Origin of the sequence: Staphylococcus carnosus, from assembly GCF_900458435.1 — a bacterium.
In the GTDB taxonomy this organism is placed as follows: domain Bacteria; phylum Bacillota; class Bacilli; order Staphylococcales; family Staphylococcaceae; genus Staphylococcus; species Staphylococcus carnosus.
In genome coordinates this window covers 55,674-75,873 of sequence record NZ_UHCT01000001.1, presented here as the reverse complement: position 1 = coordinate 75,873, position 20,200 = coordinate 55,674, and the positions used below count along the sequence as shown (strand labels likewise).

Sequence of the window (20,200 nt, the reverse complement as noted above, 5' to 3'; positions counted from 1 at the left end):
CGAATGACTCATTTAATCACTCCTCGTCTTTTTCAACTTGATCTATCTTGTCTACTTTACGTTGAGATCCTCCTTGCCATTCTGCGTCTAAATAAGCTTTAACATTTTTCTTAGCCGCTTCAACTCCTATAATTTGAGCACCCATTGTCATAATTTGTGCATTATTACTAAGTTGAGCACGCTCAGCTGAATAAACATCATGTGCTAATGCAGCTCTGATTCCTTTTAATTTACATGCTGTGATAGCAACTCCGATACCTGTTCCACAAATTAAAATACCACGATCGTGCTCGCCTTTTTGAATATTTTTACCGACTTCTTGCGCAACATCAGGATAATCTGTTTCAGCACATTGATGACAACCATAATCTGTCACAGTGTGTCCTAATTCTTCTACATACGATTTAATTTCTTCTTTTAATTCATAACCATTGTGATCTGCACCAATTGCGATTTCCATAACTATGACCTCCTATATAAATTCTTGAAATTTTTCTAACATAAGATAAGAAGATACCGCTCCTGGATCTTTAAATCCTTTTGAACGATGTCCTAACCGTTTGGAACGTCCTTTATTAGAAATAATATCTTCTGTACTTTCCATGCCATTACGTGCTTCGTTCAAAGCTAAAATATATCCATCTTTAAATGGTGTGCCTAATTCACGTTCTTCTTCTAATTTAATAAAAAACGGTTCTAAGGTATCAATCATCGTTTTATCGCCGATTTCAGCTTTACCTCTGCTCTTAATACCTCTACTAAAACTAATCCAGTAATCATATAAGTTATCATCAGACAATTCCGTTAACCCTTTGGTAACCAAAGCGCCTTTTAAGTATCCTGAAGCATATAATGGACCAACGGAAGACCCTACAGCATCTAAGAATGATTTACCTACTGCCACGCTGATTTTGGCAATGTCATCTTGTGTTTCAAGCTCGTCTTGAATCGTATGCTTTACTGCTTGATAACCGATATTCATTGTTACACCATGATCACCATCACCAAGTTTTCTATCTAATTCTGATAACTCATCTTTTTGTTCATCATAAATTTCGACTAAAGCTAATATATAATTTTTAAAATCTTCATGCGTTAGCATTTTCTTCACCTACTTGTGCAAAATTAGGACAATCTACTTCATGGTCAATGCATTTTTTCAATTCTTCATCTAATTTCATGAGTGTAATTGAAAATCCAGCCATTTCCATTGATGTGATAAAGTTACCAACATAACTACGATATGTTTTGATGTTACGTTTTTCTAAAAAGTTTTGAACATCATTATTGATGATATAAAGCTCCATTTGTGAAGTCGCTCCTAACCCATTTATCAACACTACTACTTCATCATTTTCATCATATAAACCTTCATTCAAAATATTTTTCATTAGTACATCTACAGTTTCTTCAGAACTTCTAATTGTTGTTTTTTCAATTCCAGGTTCACCATGATGTCCTAAACCGATTTCCATTTCGTTATCTTCAATATCAAAGCTTGGCTTTCCTGTTTGTGGTAAGTAACATGGTTTCAAACCGATTCCCATTGAACGGGTTTGATCATTTGCTTTTTGTGCAATCTCAGTTACTTTGTCCAAATCATATCCAAAATCTGCTGCTGCACCTGCAACCTTATATACTAACAATTCTCCAGCAATACCTCTGCGATCAGAAATATCTTTCGAAGAAGCTAAATCATCATTTCCAATTACTGCTCTTGTAGGAATCTCATCTTCAATTTCAGTCATTTCTGCTGCCATTTCAAAATTCATTAAATCTCCAGCATAGTTACCGTAAATGTAAAGCACACCTTCGCCACGGTCAATTTCTTGTGTTACTGCTTGAATTGGAATAGGTGAAGGAGATGCAAAAATATTACCAACTGCTACACCATCAGCCATCCCTTTACCAACATATCCAAGAAATCCTGGCTCATGTCCAGAGCCTCCACCAATGAGAATACTGACTTTTCGATTGGGGTGTCTTTTTTTACCTATCAAGGCTCTTCTGTGTTTTTCTGATTGTCTAATGTATTTCGGGTAAGCTTTGAGATAGCCATCCATTAGTTCTTCAACAACAGCATATGGATCATTAATCATCTTCTTCATTCCAATTGCACTCCTTTATCTTTCAGTACTTAACAACTTTTTTTGTGCACGTTCTTCAGGTGTTTTTAAGAAACGAGTCATGATTGCGCTAGCTACATACAATCCGAATAGAATATAAATCATTCCTTTCACACCTACAGAATCATAAAATAATGCTACTAACCCAGGACCTGCGAATACGCATAAACCAGCTCCTAAATTTAAGATAGCCATTGCAGGACCCTTTTCTCCATCGGGTACAAGAGAAGGTACTAAAGCTGATATTGGTACAAAACCAGCAAGACACATTCCCCATAAGAATCCTACTAATCCAATAATAAACACATTGCCAGTAAACCACTCTGGTACAAAATAAAGTCCCAGTGTAAATACTGCACAACCTATTCCTCCAATATAAGAAATCGTATTTTTCCAACCAATTTTATCGCTCAACGCCCCAAAGATAAGATTGAATATAATATTAGCGATAAAAATAGTTCCCCAGATGTTCAACCATGTTGTTGTCGCAATTCCTTTTGAAGATAAATATATTGGCAAAAATAACGGGAATGCATATTGTGCTAATTGATTAATAATACGCACAATACATGCAACAGCTACACGAGGCTCTCTTCCTAAAATAGTGATACCATCACTAATATCTTTCAAATTTTCTTTAAAACTATCTTTTTTATTTTCAATAATAAATTCATCTTTATTAACTACAATTGCTAAAAATGTTCCAAGCAATACCCAAAAGATTGAAGTCCATAAAGTAGGAATATGACCGATTAGTTTTATCATAAATGCAGAATAAAAAGCACCAAACACACTCAATCCACCAGTAAATACAAACCAGAACCAACCTACTGCAGCACCTAGTCTTTCCTTTGGCGAACGATATGCAACCCATACTAGAAACGAATAAGCAAATAATGGATAACCGAATCCTCTGATTGCATAAGAAGGAATCATGATTTCGTAATTAAATGTCGGAATTGCAACTCCTACAAAAATAAGTTGGCCAATAATATATACTGTAGTGCCGAGCAACATTACTTTTCTAGGGCCAAATATTTCAACTAAGACTCCTGAAAGCCATGATCCAATAGCGATAGTAACACCATATGAAGTTGTCAATATGGCCGTCTGTTTGACAGTCATACCTTGTTCAACAAGGTATGGACTGATCCAAGCTAATTCTAACCCGTCCCCCATCATGAAGATTAATACGCCTAAGTATCCTCATAATAAAGAAGGTGGTAAACCAAATCTCTGTAGACTATTATTCATTTTTACACCTTCTCACTAGTGACTTCTATCTGACATAGATTTCCATCACTTAATTTGATTAGTTCATCTCTATACGATTACGGTTCCAAAATAATTTTTAATGATTTATCGCCTTTTTTCATAAGATCGAAACCTTCTTTAAAGTCTTTTAGAGATAATTTATGAGTTACAACACCTCTTGTAGGAAAATCTCCATTTTGGATACCATCTATTACTAATGGATAACAATATGGTCCTAAGTGACTTCCAAGCAAATCTAATTCTTTACGGTCAGAAATAATACTCCAGTCTACTGAAACAGGATCACCGAAAACCGAAAATTCAACAAATGTACCTAATTTACGAATCATAGCTAAACCTTGTTCAACTGATTTAGGGTGTCCAGTTGCTTCGATATATACGTCACAACCGTAACCTTCTGTCATGCCTTTTATTTCTTTTTCAACGTCTACTTTACTTGGATTTAAAACAATATCAGCACCGAATTCTTTTGCTAATTCAAGTCGATCGTCCTTCATATCAAGTACTACAAGTGTACCAGCACCTGATTTTTTAGCCGCACCAACCATTCCTAAGCCCAAAGTTCCAGCACCTGAAAGAACTACAAAATCTCCTAATTGAATATTCGCACGTTGTACAGCATGTAAACTACAAGCATAAGGTTCAATAAGAATTGCTTCTTCAATCGGTAAATTTTCTGGAACTTTATAGTTAATAGCTTCTTTTGTAAATTTCATATATTCAGCCATACCGCCGTTTACATTGTTTTGGAATCCATATAAATCATGCTTTTCACACATCCAATATTGTCCACGGTTACAAAAGCGGCAATACCAACACGGTACAATTTGTTCAGAAATCACACGGTCTCCGACTTCAAAATCTTCAACTTCGTCTCCAACTTCAACCACACGACCGATAAACTCATGTCCAGGAATCATAGGTGCTTTGATATAAGCGGGTTGAGTCTCATCTCCCCAGAAACTTGGAGCTCCACCATAAGCTTTAATATCACCCGCACAAATACCGCAAGCCTCCACTTTCACAATGATTTCTTCAGGGTTTTCTATTTTCGGTGTGTCTACTTCTTCATATCTATAATCCTTTGGTGCATATGCTACAATTGCATTCATTTTTTCTGGATAATTTTTATTACTCATTTTAATCACTCCTAAAGTTTTATGACGAAAACGTTTTCATTTGTTATCATTATATTAAAGCATGTTTTCGTTTTATGCAAATATATTTTCTTTTTCTTTCGTTTTAGTTCATATCTTTTTGTTTGATTGTTCGTTATAGAAATATAGGCTAAAATACTTTTGAGGATGTGAAATGATGAAAATTTTCGCTGATGAACGTAGAGATCTTATAATGACTTACCTATCAAAACATAAACGAGCAACGGTAAATCAATTATCTGAACATGCAAATGTTACTCCTGCAACTATTCGTTCAGACTTAACTGCACTACAAGCTTTAAACAAAGTAGAACGTACACATGGAGGTGTCAGACTTCCAAGAGCCGATTCACTTAATACTGACAACAGCTTTTCGGATCGTTTAAATAAACATCAAACTGCAAAGCAACGAATTGGAATGAAAGCATTAGCAAAAATAAGCAACCATCAATGTATATTAATGGATGCAAGCTCTACAACTTATGAATTAGCAAAATTATTAGCTAAAACTGACATGAATTTGACTATTATTACAAACGGGCTAGAGAATGCAATTTTGTTAAAGGAAAACACAAATCTTACTGTGTTAATTATCGGGGGTTTCGCACAAAAAGGTTCGAACGCTTTAACAGGGCGGTTGGATTCTCAAATACTAAATCTTTATCATATTGATTACTTTTTTGTTTCTGCTAACGGAGTGACACTTCAAAATGGGCTGACTGATTTTTCATTAACCGAAGTAGAGTTGAAGAAAGAAATGATTAAGCAAAGCACTGAAGTCATTGCTTTAATCGATAAAAGTAAATTTAATATATCATCGTCATTATCATTTGCTAATTTATTCGAAATTGACGAAATTATAACTGATGAAAATATAACACCTGAGTTATCCAAACAAATCCCGACAAAAGTAACGATAGTTAAATAGAAAGATATAAATAAAAGCACATCCAGTGAGTTTGATTAATAAATTCACTGGATGTGCTTTTGTATCAAATAGCAACAACATAGAATTGCTATTAGCTCTCAGCTTCAACAATAAAACTTTTTATATGTTATCTACTTCACTTGCTAAAGGAATAGAAGCTTGCGCACCTGGCTTTTGTACAGTTAATGAAGCTGCTTTATTCGCATAATCAATTGCTTCAACTAAATTCATTTTACTTACGCCAAAACCACTGACAAATGCACCAATAAAAGTATCACCCGCAGCTGTCGTGTCAACAGTTTGAACCGTATAAGCTTTAACTAAACCAGAATCACCTTCTACTGCATAGTACGTGCCTTGTTCTCCTAAGGTAATCACGACGACTTTAATTCCTAAATCTAAGAAATAATCCGCATTTTGTGCCATAGACTTTTCATCTGTAACTGGAATACCAGATAATATTTCAGCTTCAAATTCATTCGGCACAATGACGTCTATTAAACTTAACAATTCTTCAGGCAACTTTTCAGCAGGTGCAGGATTTAAAACAGTTGTCACACCCGCTTCTCTCGCAATTTTAAAGGCTTGAATAATCGCAGGTACTGGTACTTCTAATTGTGCTGCTATATAATCTGCCTCTTTAATTTTTGAAGCAGCTTTATCAACATCTTCAGGCGTAATCGCCATATTAGCACCGCCATATACATAAATCGTATTACTGCCTTCTGCATCAACTGTAATAAATGCTTGGCCTGTATCTTCTGTTTCAGATTCTAAAATATAATCAATATTCATGCCCGCTTCTTTAAAATCATCGAACATAAAATCTGCTAAACCATCTTTACCGACTTTAGAAATAAACGTTGTTTCTGCACCCATGCGTGCTGTCGCAATCGCTTGATTGGCACCTTTACCGCCGCCATATGATTTTTGTCCTTTTTCAACATGCAGCGTTTCCCCAGGTTTTGCATAACGTTCAACTGTTAAGAATTGATCAACATTCGTTGACCCCAAAATTACAACTTTGTTTGTCATAAAGCCTCTCTCCTCCCTTTAAAATGTCACATTAGACTCAAGTATAATATTTGAAAATGGTGTAATCTCTCCTGTACGTACATTACCTTTATTTAAAGGATGACTCAAATATTCCTTCATTTGTGAATGTGGAATAAATTCAATTTCAACATCTTCAGCAATCAAACCTTTAATTGCTTTTAATTGGTCTGGATTATGCATTTTAATTTCCTCTGCTAGATATATCTTTTGAATTTCCATTTCTGTCACCACTGTTTCTAAAACATCAATAAAACGCGGTAATGCCTTAGTCACTGCTAAATCAATTCGACGTTCATCATTTGGAATCGGCATGCCCGCATCATTGATAGTTAATAAATCAAAATGTCCGATTGTCGCTACTGCTTGAGAAACCTGACTATTAAGTAAAGGTGTTTTTTTCATTCTCTTTCTCTCCCTTAATTATTCCTTATTTAATAAAGACTGTTACTGTTGCGGCTGCTAAAATAAGCACCAAACCAATCACAGTAATGACCATTTCTTTAGAAGTTTTACGCTGATTTAAGAAGTAGATACCTGTTAAAGTTGCGAGCACTACTGATGTTTGTGAAAGAATAAATCCAGTTGCCAAACCATTCATATCAGGCTGTGCAGAAATCAAATAAGTTAATGCTGCAAATGCAAAGAAGAACCCTGAAATAATCTGCAACCATGTAATCTTATTAGTAAACGGATTGCCTTTTTTCATATTCATCAAACCGTAAATCACAGCAACAATCAACATACCGATAGCTTGAGGCAAGAATGCATTTTTGCCACCAATATCTGTTGCTTGCGGTGCTGCTGAATATAACCAATAACCGATTTCACCAATCAACAAAATGATGACTGCTTTTCTTAAATTGCCGCTGTCTGTTGCTTCAGATTTTTCACTCCATACTGTCATACGTGCACCGATTAAAATAACAACTAAAGCAATGAAGCCGATAATTTTATTTGTTATACCAGGCCAGTTGCCGAGTGCGAATACACCCCAAAGTGATGCCCCTAATAATTGGAATGCTGTTGTTACAGGCATCGCACGTGATGAACCGATATATTCAAATGCTTTGAATGTTAAAATTTGACCAAAACTCCAACCTGCTCCTGAAAGAATCGCAAAGAATAGATTCATACCTGTTGGAAATTCTCTTGCTGTAAATGCATAAAAGACACCTGCAAAAATTAATGTTCCTACTGTAGTCCCGATAATTTGGTTAACAGGTTTACCACCGAATTTTGATGCAATAGTTGGAAATAACCCCCACCCAAGCAATGGACCTAAGCCGATCAATAATGCGACCATATTCATAATTTACACCTCTATTTTTTATATTTATTTCGTAAATAGCACTTTAGTAAAACGTTTTACTAAACTATAACACTTCCTTTTAAATATGTATACGCTTTCATATTGATGTAAAAATTTTGCCATATTCAAATTTTGATATGAAAAAACGAAAGGTCCCAGAAATGGCGTTTATTCCACTTCTAAGACCTTTTAAAATTAGACATTCAGTTTATACGCCGTGTCGTTTCTCTTACTACTAACTTGTTCGGCAATTCAATTTTTTCAGTATCTGAACCTTGATTTTGAATTTTTTTCATAATCAGCGTCAATGCGAGTGCTCCTATATCTTCCATTGGTTGTGCCACTGTAGTAAGTGAAGGAATCATATATCTTGCGAAATCAATATCATCATATCCTACCAATGATAAATCATTCGGTACTGACATTCCTCTGTCAGCCATACTTCTCATAATACCGATAGCCATTTCATCATTAATCGCAAAAACCGCTGTCGCTTTGCTTTCTATAATCGAAGGCACAATAGATGCCCCTCCTGCTTTAGACAAGGTTGTTTCATATATAGCAGGCTTAGCAATACCGTGCTTTTAACAATATGTCATGAAGCCACGTACTCTATCTTTCATATTAGCCATCATCTTATGAGGTTGGACAATTGCCATGTTTCTGTGTCCTAATTCAGCCAAATGTTCAGCCGCAAGTTGCCCGCCTGCATTTTCATCTGTTCGAATCATATCTGTAAAACCATGATCTTCACTTTGATCTAACACAACGTAAGGTACATTTCTTTTCTTCAAATATGTATCAAGCGCTTCTGGATTTTCGATTAAGCGGCCAATCACTAAACCGTCCATGCCACGTTCCACTAAATGTTTGATATTACTTTCCAATTCTTTTCCTGTCGTTGTTAAAAAGAATAAATCAACATCTTCTGGTTTATTTTGATCCATACTTTGCATAATTGTTGAGAAAAATGGATTTGTTAAACTCGGAAGTAAGACACCGATTAATTTAATTTTGCTGCCTCTTAGTTGTTGTGCATTCTTATTCGGAAAATAACCTAGCTTTTCTTTAGCATCCATTACTTTATGAATGGTTTCTTTAGAGAAGCGTTTCTCATTATGATTTAAAATATGGGATACTGTTGTGACTGATACGCCGGCTTCACGCGCCACATCTTTAATTGATACTTTTTTCATTGCTCTATCCCCTTACAGCCTTTTTCATCTTTAAATATGAATTGATTTACTCACATCATATCATGCAACAAAATAATTTGTAGCAGATTATCTTGTTAAATTTTAAATAAGCATAAAATCCAGTTGTTGCGGTTAATATAATGAATATAAGTTCTATTTAAAGAAAGAAGTGAAAGTGCTATGGACATAACAAGAGGTATCAATCATATTGGATTAACTGTTCCGGATATAGAAGCAGCGACAGAATTCTTTAAAAAAGGCTTAAACGGCAAAATTGCCTATGACAGCCAGACAGAGATGGAGTCACCCCGCGGCGGTGAAGATGTAGAACGTTATTTAGGGTTGGAAGATGGCGCTAAAATCATTAAAAAACGTATGCTGGTGTTTGGTAATGGACCGAATATTGAAATGTTTGAGTTTGCAAATGCACAGCAACGTTCTGCGGAATCACTCCAAGATATCGGATTTACACATATCGCTTTTTATGTAGATAATTTCGAAAGTGCATTAGAACAGGTTATTGAAGCAGGAGGCGAACCTATTTCAGAACCTCATTTTAATACAAGATATGAAGATACATCAGGAAACCAAACAGTTTATATTAAAGCACCATGGGGCAGTCTGATTGAATTACAGACAGTGCCGAATGGTTATTATTATCCTGAAGACAGTGAAGCAGAAGTCTTTATACCGAGAAAACGTTAAGACTAGAAGGAAGTCAGTCTTCCCTTTTGGAACATATAATCGAATGGAAAGTTCATCATGATGCTTATTCTCACTCTCTGCATGCACTTTGCATTTACTATTTGATATTTAATGGAAATATTAAGTTGTATTTATTGCATGTTTTAACTTAAAAAAGGAAAATAGAACAACAGCTCAAATGGAATCTCAAAGTAGAAGCAACTCTTCAAAACTTTCTTTTCCAAAAAATTTGGAGGTATGTATATGTTAGTAATTACAGGTTCAACAGGTCAATTAGGCCGCGATGTTATTAAAGATTTAGTGAAATATCGTAAACCAAGTGAAATCATCGCTTTGACACGTTCTAAAGAGAAAGCACAAGACTATATTGACCAGGGTATTGACGTCCGTGAGTTTGATTTTGAAGATAAAGAAAGTATCGCAAAAGGGTTCAAAGATTCAACTGAGTTATTATTAATCTCAAGTAATGCAGTAGGTCATGAAGTAGAACATCATCAAAACGCTATTGAAGCAGCTAAAAATGCAGGTATCAAGCATATTTATTATACAAGTCACACAGGCAGCAAGGCTAAATCTCAATTCAGCGCGATGGAAGTACATCATGCCACTGAAAAATTACTTGAAGACAGCGGTATTCCGTTCACTTCTATCCGTAACGGATTCTACGCTGAATCAGGTGCAGAATTTTTCTTTGATGGTATCCATGATGGTACGTTATATGTTCCAGCTAATGGACCCGTTAACTGGACAACACATGAAGATTTAGCTGAAGGTATGGTACAAATTCTTATTGCTGATAACTTTACTGAGAAATACCCTAACTTGACTGCTCAGCAGTTAGTATCATTTGAAGAAGCAGCTAAAAATTATAAGGCTGAAGATTTAACTTATCAAGAAATTTCAGATCAAGACTTCGTAGATATCTTAACGAAAAATCATGTTCCAGAGCATATCGCTAAGTTCTTGCTTGGTATATTTATCGCAAGCCGTGAAGATGAATTTACAACAATTGATAATATATTAGAAGAATTAATCGGCAGAAAACCAAAAACTTTAATTGATGTTATCAATGAAGAACAAAGATAATTTTATTTATACATGCTATTTTGACAAGATTGTACTTCTCTACATATAGAGAGGGATAGTCTTGTCTTTTTTTTAAAAATAGAAAAACAAGGAAGGATAGTGCTCCTTCCTTGTTCCTCAGCCTATATTACCATTTTATTTGCGAGACCAAATTTTTATAACAATCAAGTAATCGTAGCAGAATCTGCCATATTATGATAGATTTCGATATTCACTGTACTGCCATCAAACTCATAAGTCATCATCCCCGTGTCTTTTGAATTTTTCTCGCTAGCGAACTCATAGTCTGTACCGTATGCATTCTCAATTGCTTCTCTACTGATTTGACCTTGATTGATTGGGAACGAAGCAGAAACGGCGTTATTCGTTTCTTTATTAATCGCTATTAGTTGATCATATACTTGTATATTCTTAGTAGAGTTCGGCACTGCTTGATGTTGTCCTTGTATTTTATAGCCATTAAATGTGACGTTATGATATTTGACTGCTCTCACGAAATTCGGATCTACAAAGAAACTTGAATCATTCGCTGTATAGCCTGTGTAATTATAATAAGGTTGCGTTGCTGCATGTGCTTCATTGCCTGCATCGTTGTTTGCCGGAAGGACGCTTGCGCTAAGTGCCAAAGTTAAGGTTACGCCGGTTGCTGCAATTACTTTTTTCATGGCTCTTCAACTCCTATTATTTTTAGTGCTTAGTGTTATATTACAACAAAATAACAATCATTACAATTATATTTCAGAAAATTCAATATATTTATCCATGCAAATTATTGATGAAAATGAAAAATTACAATAACTATTTAGTATGTTTATATTGTGCTTTTTTGTATATATATAGAAAAAATCCGACAGAAATCATCTTTCGATTCCCATCGGATTTAAGGTTTAGTCTACTGAGTTCAATGCACCCAGCATATCTATTTTGCTTATCTTGCGTGCCATAATCAACATTACAATGAATGAGAATAATAGCGTTAAACCAGTTGATATAGCGAAGTTTGTCCAGTATAGCGTCATATCTGCCATCGCATTATTCGGCGGTAGTGTACTCATGATAAATTGATGTAAGTAATAACCACCAATAAATCCTACGAGTATACCTATGATTGTAAGAATAATTGTTTCACGATAGATATACATCACTGTTTCGCGTTTATAGAATCCTAAGACTCTTAACGTTGCTAATTCGCGTGTACGTTCTGAAACGTTGATATTTGTCAGTGTAAATAATACAACGAATGATAACGCTGAAGAAGCTAACACAATAATTAATACGATATTATCAAGTCCGTCTAAGATAGTGTTGATTGCTGACCGGACAATCTATGCAGTCATAACATTTATATTCTTTGAATTATCTGTGATAACCATATTTATCGGTACTGTATCTGTACCCAGGGAAGAATAGAAGTTTGTTGTTAAGGAATATCTATTTGTCATCTTTCTCGTCGTAATTCCAGTTTAATGAATTGAATGGATTATTTTTATATTTTTTCTTTTATTCTTTTAAAAGCTTTATTTTGTGATTGCTCCATGGAGTTCCTACTTAAAATTTGTTAGTAATAGTACACAAACATAAAGTTGCACATTGCAATAAAATCTTAAAATATTTATATACTTTACAAAATAAAAAATAGAAAGATAATGTTGGTGTGATAATACAAAAAGAGCCGGAAACAATTGATGTTCCAGCTCTAAAAATTAGTTCTATAAACTCATTTAATGAATGCGTGTAAATATATTCTTCAAACAAACATTTTAAATGAATAGCTTTTTGAAATATATAAGTTGTTCTACAAATTCTTCGAACTCTTGCTCAGTTTTACAGCAATCCAAACATTGTTTAATTGAATGTGTTAATGCTACGGTGGCCTCTTCTAGCAATAATTCTTCCTCAAGCGTTAAACAAACTGCTTTCAAGCGTTTATCATCGGTAGGGAAAATTTGTACATAACCACATTCTTCTAATTTTTTAATACGTTTTGATGCAGCTGTTTTGAAAATCTTTTGTTCTTCAGCCAATTCGTTAATTGTGATACTCTCATTAGAATGAATAATACTCAAAGCCGTTATTTGCTCAAAAGATAAAACTTGTCCAGATTTCAATTCGATTTGTCGTAAAATATTAGTGATTTCCTTATTTATTTGAGGAATTGCGATATAAAAATTGCGAATCGCCGATTTTAAATCCTGATTAATCTGCTCCATGCTCTTCATCCTTATTCAAAAATTAAGCACTCTTTAATTCTTTATTCCATAACATCACTTTTCTCTGCTCTTTCTGCTACTTTTCTCATAATCGGATCTGTAATTGGTTTAAATATAATTCCAATTAGTAAGAATATAATTCCAAATAATGAAAGCGTAATTACTTTCCGCGTTAATATTTCCGGAACATACCCGCCAACCGCTTCTCTCAACGCATCTACTGCATAAGAAAACGGTATGAATGGATGTATAATCTGGAAGAACTCAGGTGTGACTTCTATAGGGAACGTTCCTCCTCCGCCAGCTATCTGCAACACTAATAAAATAATAGCAAGCGCTTTTCCTGGGTTACCTAATAATGAAACTAAGGTATACACAATCGTTACGAACACAATCGAAATTAAGACAGTTAGACCTATGAACCAACCCACATGCTCTACTTGTGCATGCAATATTACAATATCTCCGATAGACACTATCAATGCTTGAACAATACCTATGAGATAGAATAAGCCACTTTTCCCTAGATATTCTTCTCTTTTAGTTAAATAAGATGCTAACTCTTTATGTTTATTATCTGTTGTTAATAAACTTACCATTAACAAAGCGCCGACCCAGCATGCTAGTGCTGTATAGAATGGTGTACTTGCAGACCCATAATCTTTAACAGGAAAAATATCTTCTTGATTGATTTTAATTGGATTAGCCACCACATCTGCTTGTTTTTTCAAATCATTTTTCAATAAATCAACCATTTTATCAACCGCATCGTCATCTTCTATTTCATCAAAGAGTTTGTCTGCTTTTGCTAAATCTTTTTCGACACCCGGCAAATCATTGCGTATAAATTCTGCTAAATCATGCAGCTTCTGTTTTGCTTCTGGTTGATTTTCATCTAAAAGTCCTACTAAACGGTCATAACGGTTGAATATTGTCGGAATATTTTCGTTTACCGTTGCAGTTGTATCAGCTAGGCGTTGCTCTATATCAGGCAAATCATTTCTAACAAATGAAGCCGCATTATTCACTTCTTGTTCAAATTCTGGGTAATAACGTTGTGCGACAGCCATTGCATCCATATATCTTTGTTCAACAAGTGGTAAAGCATTTTGAATCGTTTCAATTCGATTTTGACCATCTTTTAAAATCGCTTCTCCTTCATCAATCACTTGAGAAATAGTATTCAACTTGGATTGAACTGTTGAAAGTTTTGTATCGCCATTATTTAATACTGAAGTCACTTGATTGGATACGTTCAATAAACTTTGGTTCAGTTCTGTTTGAATATAATTTCTTAACCCTTTCAAGTCACGATCAACTTGAGGCAATGTTTTCAATAAATCTACTGCTTCTGCTTTACCAGTACTGCCTTTTGACAATGCATCGCTAAGCAGATTTTGTTTTCTGATTAAGTTATTTACACTATTATTCGCTTCTTCTAACTTATTGATTTCAGTTGAAAGGTCTACATCTTCTCTATCTTCAATTTCAGATAAGATATCAATAAATTGCTGATTAGATTTGCTGGTTGCTTCAAGTCTAGAATTCATATTATCTAATACAGGTTCAAATTCTTCAGGTTTATCAGAAGATAAGATGCCATAAGCAATATCTTCTAGTGTTCCTATACCTTCTTGTGTACTTTCCGTTTGTTGGTCTGTATACTGTGTTAACGATAATAATGCTTTGGATAAAGAAGAGTCCATAGCATTTGCATCTTCGCTGTCAAAAGAAGTCTTATTTGAATTACCGTCCGTACTCATTAGTGAAAATTTAATGTTATTCTCACTTGTTTTTGAAGTACTTTGAGGTGAAGTTTGTAAATTATCTTGCAAACGATTATTCACTTCTTGATTGCGATTTTGCGCATCATTAACGATACCTTGATACGTATCTACACGTTGATTAATTGCACTTAAATAACCTCGAGCATCATTCATACCTTGCAAGCCTTTATCAACACCATTACTCGCAATCTCAACGCCTCTATTAATTCTCGGAAATGCCTGTGGTACATCATTAGAAGCAACATTAAGCGCATTTCTGATATTCGGCATATATTCATTCAACGTTAATATCAATTTAGCTTTTTCGTTTAATGCTGGAATAGCCGAATTAACTTGATTCAGTTTATCTACGCCATTTAAAACGTCACCTTTGTAGTTATTTAATGATCTGAATTCATCTGCATAATTATCTATTTGATCTTGATTTTCGTCTAAATACAATATTTTTTTAGCAAATTTATTAATTTCAGGTACAGAATTATTGGCTGTAGAAACTGCTTTTTGAATTTTATTTATAGTCGGTATTTCATTTTCAAGTTTAACTCCTAGTCTATTCGCTTCCTTAAGAAGCGCTTTTGTCACTGTTTCATTAAATTTATCATTAGCTTTCTGTACAATCGCACTGGTTCCGGCATCCGTCATTTTAGGTGCAATTGCATTCAATTTCTGATTCACTTTATATTCTATATCAGCACGCTGAGGGTCTTTACGAAGCGTCCCTGTTATTTGATGTGTGAACTTCTCTGGTATGTACATAGCCGCATAATACTTGCCCATCTTCAAATCATGGTCTGCTCTTTTACGGCTGACAAATTCCCAATCAAAATGATTATCCTTTTTTAATTGCTTAGAAACTTCATCTCCTACATTTATCCTCTTGCCTCTGACTTTATCGCCTTTATCTTCATTGACGACTGCAATTTTTATATTTTTAGTGTTTCCATATGGATCCCATGTCGCATCTAAATTGAACCATGCATAAAAAGAAGGGAGTATCATTACGCCTCCTAAAATGACTAAAACAGCAGGTGCTTTAATAATCTTCTTTAAATCCATCAGAAAGAGCTTTATTGCATTTTTCACTTTATACACCTCTAGAAACCTTTCTATATTTCTATACATTAATTTCAAATAGCTATTTGTTTATTTCATATAAATTGATATAATGACTTCATTGCTAAAGGTATGTCCTAAAAAGTTGACGCCTATCAACGTTAATAACAACTATCAATAGTTTAACAAGACACGCAGTATTTTGTATATAGCAAATCAATTTATTTAAAAGAGAGGTATTATCATGAGGAATCAAAAGTTATTAGCCTATATTTTTTCATCTTCTTTATTGATTTCAACACTCCCTTTCAACACTGTTGATGCCGAAGTCTCAGAAGAATCACCGACACAATTAAAAGAAAAAGATATAGATGATAATAAAAAGCAGTCGTCTTCTGATGAAAATAATGAGTCTACAAAAGATACAAATAACACTAATAAAGAAACTACTAAAAATGATGATGACGAGATAAATCAACCATCTTCTTCAACCAAAACACGCAATAAAAACACTTTAGATAAAAAAGAAAGCACATACAATAAACAAGATGAAGAAACATTAGATAATCAAAAATTAAATCCTCATCAGGATATACGTAAACAAACTTATGCTGATTATTATAAAAATAGCTTGGATTTTTTTAAGCCAGCACCATTTAAAGAACAGAAAAATAGTACACCGAGTTTGTGGGAACAAATATTTTCTAATTCTGGCTCATCATATTTAGACGTTAACAAAACAGAACAAGGACAAAATAATGAAAATAAAACAGAGAATAAATCTGATCATTCTATAATCACTGATTCTGACGAAGAAAAAACGTCAACTTCCCAAAATGAATCACATACTGATATAACAAATAATCAAGAGGATGAACTCTCAAATACTCATGAAAATAACAAGCTATCACAAGATGACAATGAAGTGTTAAGAAAGTTAGATGAGGCAAATTCTTCAATTAAAGAGAGTCATTCTGAATCCGTTCAAGAAAACGAAAATCAAGAAGAAGATAGTCTATCTCAGCAAGATATACCTGAACAAGACAAGTCGGAGCAAAGTAAAACTGAACAAGATAACACACCATCTGATAATGAAGCTGATTCCGAGACGCAAAATAAAAAAGCGACTGATACCTCACAACAAGAAAATGAGCATGATGATTCTGTAATAAACGCTATTTTAGATGAATATAGTGAAGATGCTAAAAAACAAAAAGATAAATACGATAACCAAAACGAAGCAAATGATACACAAGAAGAAAACAAAAAAGTAGAAAACCAACATTCAAATACATCTACAGCTAATCCTCAATTGCCGACTCAATCACAACTTGAAGATAAGACAGATCCAAAACAATCATTTGAAGATGGTTTAAAACAATCTAATAATAGATCGACAGCGATGTTCCAACTTTTACCTGATTTATCAAACAATGATGAAAATAACAGTGATTTTAATGTTGCAGAAAACAGCGATACACGACAATTCATCAAAAAAATTGCTGAAGATTCTCATGATATCGGTCAAAACAGAGATATTTATGCTTCTGTAATGATTGCACAAGCAATTTTAGAGTCTGATTCAGGCAATAGTGCACTTGCACAGTCACCGCATTATAACTTATTCGGAATCAAAGGAAGTTATCAAGGTAAATCTGCAGATTTCAATACACTTGAAGATAGCGGAAATAGTATGTATCAGATTTCAGCACAATTTCGCAGTTATCCAAGCGAAAAAGAATCTCTCGAAGATTATGCTGAGTTAATCAAAAATGGAATTGATGGTAATTCTGACATTTACCGTCCTACCTGGAAAAGTGAAGCTTCATCTTATCGTGATGCTACTGCACATCTCGCAAAGACCTATGCGACTGATACACAATATGCTGATAAGCTTAACAGTATTATCAAACACTATGATTTAACGCAATTTGATAAGAAACAAATGCCAGATTTAAATAATTACCAACCAAGCAGCAAAGAAAATGCTTCAGATTTCAAACCATTTGCCGAATCAACGAGTGATTCACCTTATCCTCATGGTCAATGTACTTGGTATGTTTATAATCGAATGGCGCAATTCGATAAACAAATCAGTGGTACTTTGGGAGATGCACGCAATTGGAATAATCGGGCAGAAAACAAAGGTTATACCGTTACTTCAACACCAGAAAAATATAATGCAGTTGTGTTTGAAGCAGGCCAACAAAATGCTGACCCTATCTATGGTCATGTCGCTTTTGTAGAAAAAGTTAACAGCGATGGTTCGATAGTGATTTCAGAATCTAATGTGGAAGGCCTCGGAGTCATTTCTTATAGAACAATTGATGCCGACGATGCTGCTCAATTAAGCTATATTAAAGGTAAATAATAATATTAATGAAAAAGCTTCATTCAATGACTCAATTATTTTTGAGTTTCTTGAATGAAGCTTTTATTTATACTTTAAATCTGGCTTTTTGTTTTTCTTTTACGATGTTTTACATACCATACGATACCGCCGCCCATTATAATCATAGATGCTCCAAATGGTAAAGCAACTTTCTTGGCAGCTTCTCCGGCTTTAGGTAAATCAAAGTTACCTTCATAATCGAATAAGCCGCTTAAAAAGTCATCAGATGAATCTCCTAATGATAAGGCACGTCCTTGTGAAGGATTAGGTATATCTGGAATACCATCTAATAAGTTTTTGCCATTTAATAATTTATCTAACAAACTTGAAGAACCGAATAAATTAGAATGACCACTTAATAAATCCGGTTTAGATTGTTTATTGCTTAATTGATCAAGTAAACCAAATGTACTATTTAATGGATTGAATATTCCATGTAATTTCGATTTCATTTGTTCAACTTCATTGTCAGTTTTCAGTAATTGATTAATACGGCTATCTGCATCTGACTTCATGAGTTTCAACAGTTCTACTTTACTATTTCCTTTGTCAGCAATTTTATTAGCAAGTAAACGTGCTTTATTGTCGCTCAATTTTGAAGCTAGAATCGTTTCTATTGCTTTTTGTTTATTATCAGCTCTATCTAACACATTTTCTAAAATATCGTCCCCAGAGATGTTTTCACCATAATGTTGCTTCAATAATTCAACGATACGAGCATTATCTGGATTGTTTTGCATTATTTTTTTAGCAATTGCTTTTGCTTCTTGCTCATCAAATTTAGTTGATAATAAAACTTCAATTAATTCTTTTCGGTTATCTGCTTTAGCAAACATTGATTCTAATAAACCATCACTTGAAAAAGATGACAATTTATCTAGTTCACCAACAACCTGACTCGTGATTTGTTGATCTGTTTTTCCTTTGGTATCAATGTGCTTTAAAATATTCTGTGTTTCTTTATCGTTTAAATTATCACCAATAATATCTTTGACAGCTTGTTTCTTGTCAGCTGTTGATTCTAAACGATTGAATACTATATCATTTCTTTGTTTTAAATCACGTTTACTTTCTTCAATTTTTTTCTCTATACGTGCTTTATTTTCTTTTGAAATTGTATCTCGTTCTGAAACTTTAGATGCTAACAAATCTAAGTTCTTTTCTTTGTCTTGTACATATTGATTCAAATCAGAATTAAGGTTTTCAGATTGCTTTGCCAAGTTATCTACTTCATCTTTTAAATCTTTAATTTGTGACTTAGTTTGATTAGCTTGTTCTGTTACTTTATTATTTGAACTTTCTTCATTTGTTAGAGTTTCTTTTTCTTTTAGTTGACTCTCATCAACTTCTTTTGAAATATTTTCTATTTTCTTAACAAATTCCTCTACTTCTTGATTAGATTGCTCATTTTCTAAACTTTGTTTGATAGGCTTTTCCGGAGCGTTAGGCTTGGTTGGTAATGCCTCGCTTTTTTCAGAAAGATTTTCAGCACTTTCTTTTGTTTTAAGTTTATCGGGTTCTTGTTGTTCTAATTCATCCTTAATTTTTGCTTTGTCAACATTACTTTTCAAGGTATCATTTTTTGCTTCTTTCAACAAGTTATCAATTTCTTTAAAATTTTGAGCTTTACCGATTTGCTCATTTATCTTTTCTTTTTGATTCGTTTCAAGTCCTTGAATACGATTGAGCTGCTCTCGGCTTTTTTGAATATATTCTTGAAGTTGATGCGTTTTCTCTGAACTTTGTTCTTTATTTAGATTTGGCGTTTCCTCTGCATCTAATGAAGGAGACAATACTATATTTGAACCTATTAAGCTTGAAGTTATAACAAGTATTGCACTTGAAATTTTGAATTGGCGACTTAATTTATTCTTATAATTCAAATCGTAATTTCTCTCTTTATTCATTCCATTCACCTTT

16 protein-coding genes and 2 pseudogenes are annotated in these 20,200 nt (G+C 33.9%); 4 read left to right on the top strand and 14 right to left on the bottom strand.

Going from position 1 to position 20,200, the window contains the following annotated elements; all coding sequences use genetic code 11:
• Nucleotides 1-16: 16 nt before the first annotated feature.
• From rpiB to DYE31_RS00295, 5 genes and pseudogenes are all read right to left on the bottom strand, one after another.
• Nucleotides 17-460, bottom strand: a complete 444-nt coding sequence (rpiB, locus tag DYE31_RS00315; RefSeq protein WP_015901651.1) for a ribose 5-phosphate isomerase B — start codon at nucleotides 458-460, stop codon at nucleotides 17-19.
• A 12-nt stretch (nucleotides 461-472) separates the two neighbouring features.
• Nucleotides 473-1,102 carry a dihydroxyacetone kinase subunit DhaL gene (dhaL, locus tag DYE31_RS00310; protein ID WP_015901652.1) on the bottom strand — a complete coding sequence of 210 codons (630 nt, stop codon included), beginning with the start codon at nucleotides 1,100-1,102 and terminating at the stop codon, nucleotides 473-475.
• Nucleotides 1,089-2,108 carry a dihydroxyacetone kinase subunit DhaK gene (locus DYE31_RS00305; protein WP_015901653.1) on the bottom strand — a complete coding sequence of 340 codons (1,020 nt, stop codon included), beginning with the start codon at nucleotides 2,106-2,108 and terminating at the stop codon, nucleotides 1,089-1,091. The genes dhaL and DYE31_RS00305 overlap by 14 nt, the downstream gene beginning before the upstream one ends.
• Nucleotides 2,109-2,123: 15 nt before the next feature.
• Nucleotides 2,124-3,380, bottom strand: a pseudogene (locus DYE31_RS00300) (MFS transporter).
• 77 nt (nucleotides 3,381-3,457) lie between these two features.
• Entirely contained in the window at nucleotides 3,458-4,540 is a 1,083-nt protein-coding gene (locus tag DYE31_RS00295; RefSeq protein ID WP_015901655.1) for an erythritol/L-threitol dehydrogenase, read from the bottom strand.
• A gap of 172 nt (nucleotides 4,541-4,712) precedes the next feature.
• Between DYE31_RS00295 and DYE31_RS00290 the strand changes: the two genes are divergently transcribed.
• Nucleotides 4,713-5,486, top strand: a complete 774-nt coding sequence (locus DYE31_RS00290; protein ID WP_235851275.1) for a DeoR/GlpR family DNA-binding transcription regulator — start codon at nucleotides 4,713-4,715, stop codon at nucleotides 5,484-5,486.
• Between the two features lie 120 nt (nucleotides 5,487-5,606).
• Here DYE31_RS00290 and rbsK read toward each other — a convergent pair whose 3' ends face one another.
• The 4 genes and pseudogenes from rbsK to rbsR form a co-directional block, all read right to left on the bottom strand.
• On the bottom strand, nucleotides 5,607-6,521 hold the full coding sequence (gene rbsK / locus DYE31_RS00285; RefSeq protein WP_015901657.1) for a ribokinase: 915 nt from the start codon (nucleotides 6,519-6,521) through the stop codon (nucleotides 5,607-5,609).
• An 18-nt stretch (nucleotides 6,522-6,539) separates the two neighbouring features.
• Complete coding sequence (gene rbsD, locus DYE31_RS00280; RefSeq protein WP_015901658.1) at nucleotides 6,540-6,944, bottom strand: D-ribose pyranase; 405 nt, start codon at nucleotides 6,942-6,944, stop codon at nucleotides 6,540-6,542.
• Between the two features lie 25 nt (nucleotides 6,945-6,969).
• On the bottom strand, nucleotides 6,970-7,851 hold the full coding sequence (gene rbsU / locus DYE31_RS00275; protein WP_015901659.1) for a ribose/proton symporter RbsU: 882 nt from the start codon (nucleotides 7,849-7,851) through the stop codon (nucleotides 6,970-6,972).
• 203 nt (nucleotides 7,852-8,054) lie between these two features.
• A pseudogene (gene rbsR, locus DYE31_RS00270) lies at nucleotides 8,055-9,047 on the bottom strand (ribose utilization transcriptional repressor RbsR).
• A 180-nt stretch (nucleotides 9,048-9,227) separates the two neighbouring features.
• Between rbsR and DYE31_RS00265 the strand changes: the two are divergent.
• Both DYE31_RS00265 and DYE31_RS00260 read left to right on the top strand, forming a co-directional pair.
• Entirely contained in the window at nucleotides 9,228-9,752 is a 525-nt protein-coding gene (locus DYE31_RS00265; protein ID WP_015901662.1) for a VOC family protein, read from the top strand.
• Nucleotides 9,753-9,995: 243 nt separating this feature from the next.
• Nucleotides 9,996-10,838, top strand: a complete 843-nt coding sequence (locus DYE31_RS00260; protein ID WP_015901663.1) for an NmrA family NAD(P)-binding protein — start codon at nucleotides 9,996-9,998, stop codon at nucleotides 10,836-10,838.
• A gap of 164 nt (nucleotides 10,839-11,002) precedes the next feature.
• On the opposite strand, the gene isaB is transcribed toward DYE31_RS00260, so the two are convergent.
• The 4 genes from isaB to DYE31_RS00240 form a co-directional block, all read right to left on the bottom strand.
• Nucleotides 11,003-11,503: an immunodominant staphylococcal antigen IsaB family protein gene (gene isaB, locus DYE31_RS00255; RefSeq protein ID WP_015901664.1), complete on the bottom strand. Its 501-nt coding sequence runs from the start codon at nucleotides 11,501-11,503 to the stop codon at nucleotides 11,003-11,005.
• Between the two features lie 222 nt (nucleotides 11,504-11,725).
• Nucleotides 11,726-12,103: an FtsX-like permease family protein gene (locus DYE31_RS00250; RefSeq protein ID WP_015901665.1), complete on the bottom strand. Its 378-nt coding sequence runs from the start codon at nucleotides 12,101-12,103 to the stop codon at nucleotides 11,726-11,728.
• Nucleotides 12,104-12,598: 495 nt separating this feature from the next.
• Nucleotides 12,599-13,048, bottom strand: coding sequence for a MarR family winged helix-turn-helix transcriptional regulator (locus tag DYE31_RS00245; RefSeq protein WP_015901666.1), 450 nt, complete (start codon nucleotides 13,046-13,048; stop codon nucleotides 12,599-12,601).
• A gap of 41 nt (nucleotides 13,049-13,089) precedes the next feature.
• The gene (locus tag DYE31_RS00240; protein ID WP_015901667.1) at nucleotides 13,090-15,918 is read right to left on the bottom strand and encodes a YhgE/Pip domain-containing protein; all 2,829 of its coding nucleotides are present in this window, start codon (nucleotides 15,916-15,918) and stop codon (nucleotides 13,090-13,092) included.
• Nucleotides 15,919-16,132: 214 nt separating this feature from the next.
• On the opposite strand from DYE31_RS00240, the gene DYE31_RS00235 reads away from it, so the two are divergent.
• A complete protein-coding gene (locus DYE31_RS00235) occupies nucleotides 16,133-18,259 on the top strand; it encodes an amidase domain-containing protein (protein ID WP_015901668.1) in 2,127 nt (708 codons plus the stop codon).
• Nucleotides 18,260-18,333: 74 nt separating this feature from the next.
• Here DYE31_RS00235 and DYE31_RS00230 read toward each other — a convergent pair whose 3' ends face one another.
• Nucleotides 18,334-20,187: a coiled-coil domain-containing protein gene (locus DYE31_RS00230; RefSeq protein WP_015901669.1), complete on the bottom strand. Its 1,854-nt coding sequence runs from the start codon at nucleotides 20,185-20,187 to the stop codon at nucleotides 18,334-18,336.
• Between the last annotated feature and the right edge of the window lie 13 nt (nucleotides 20,188-20,200).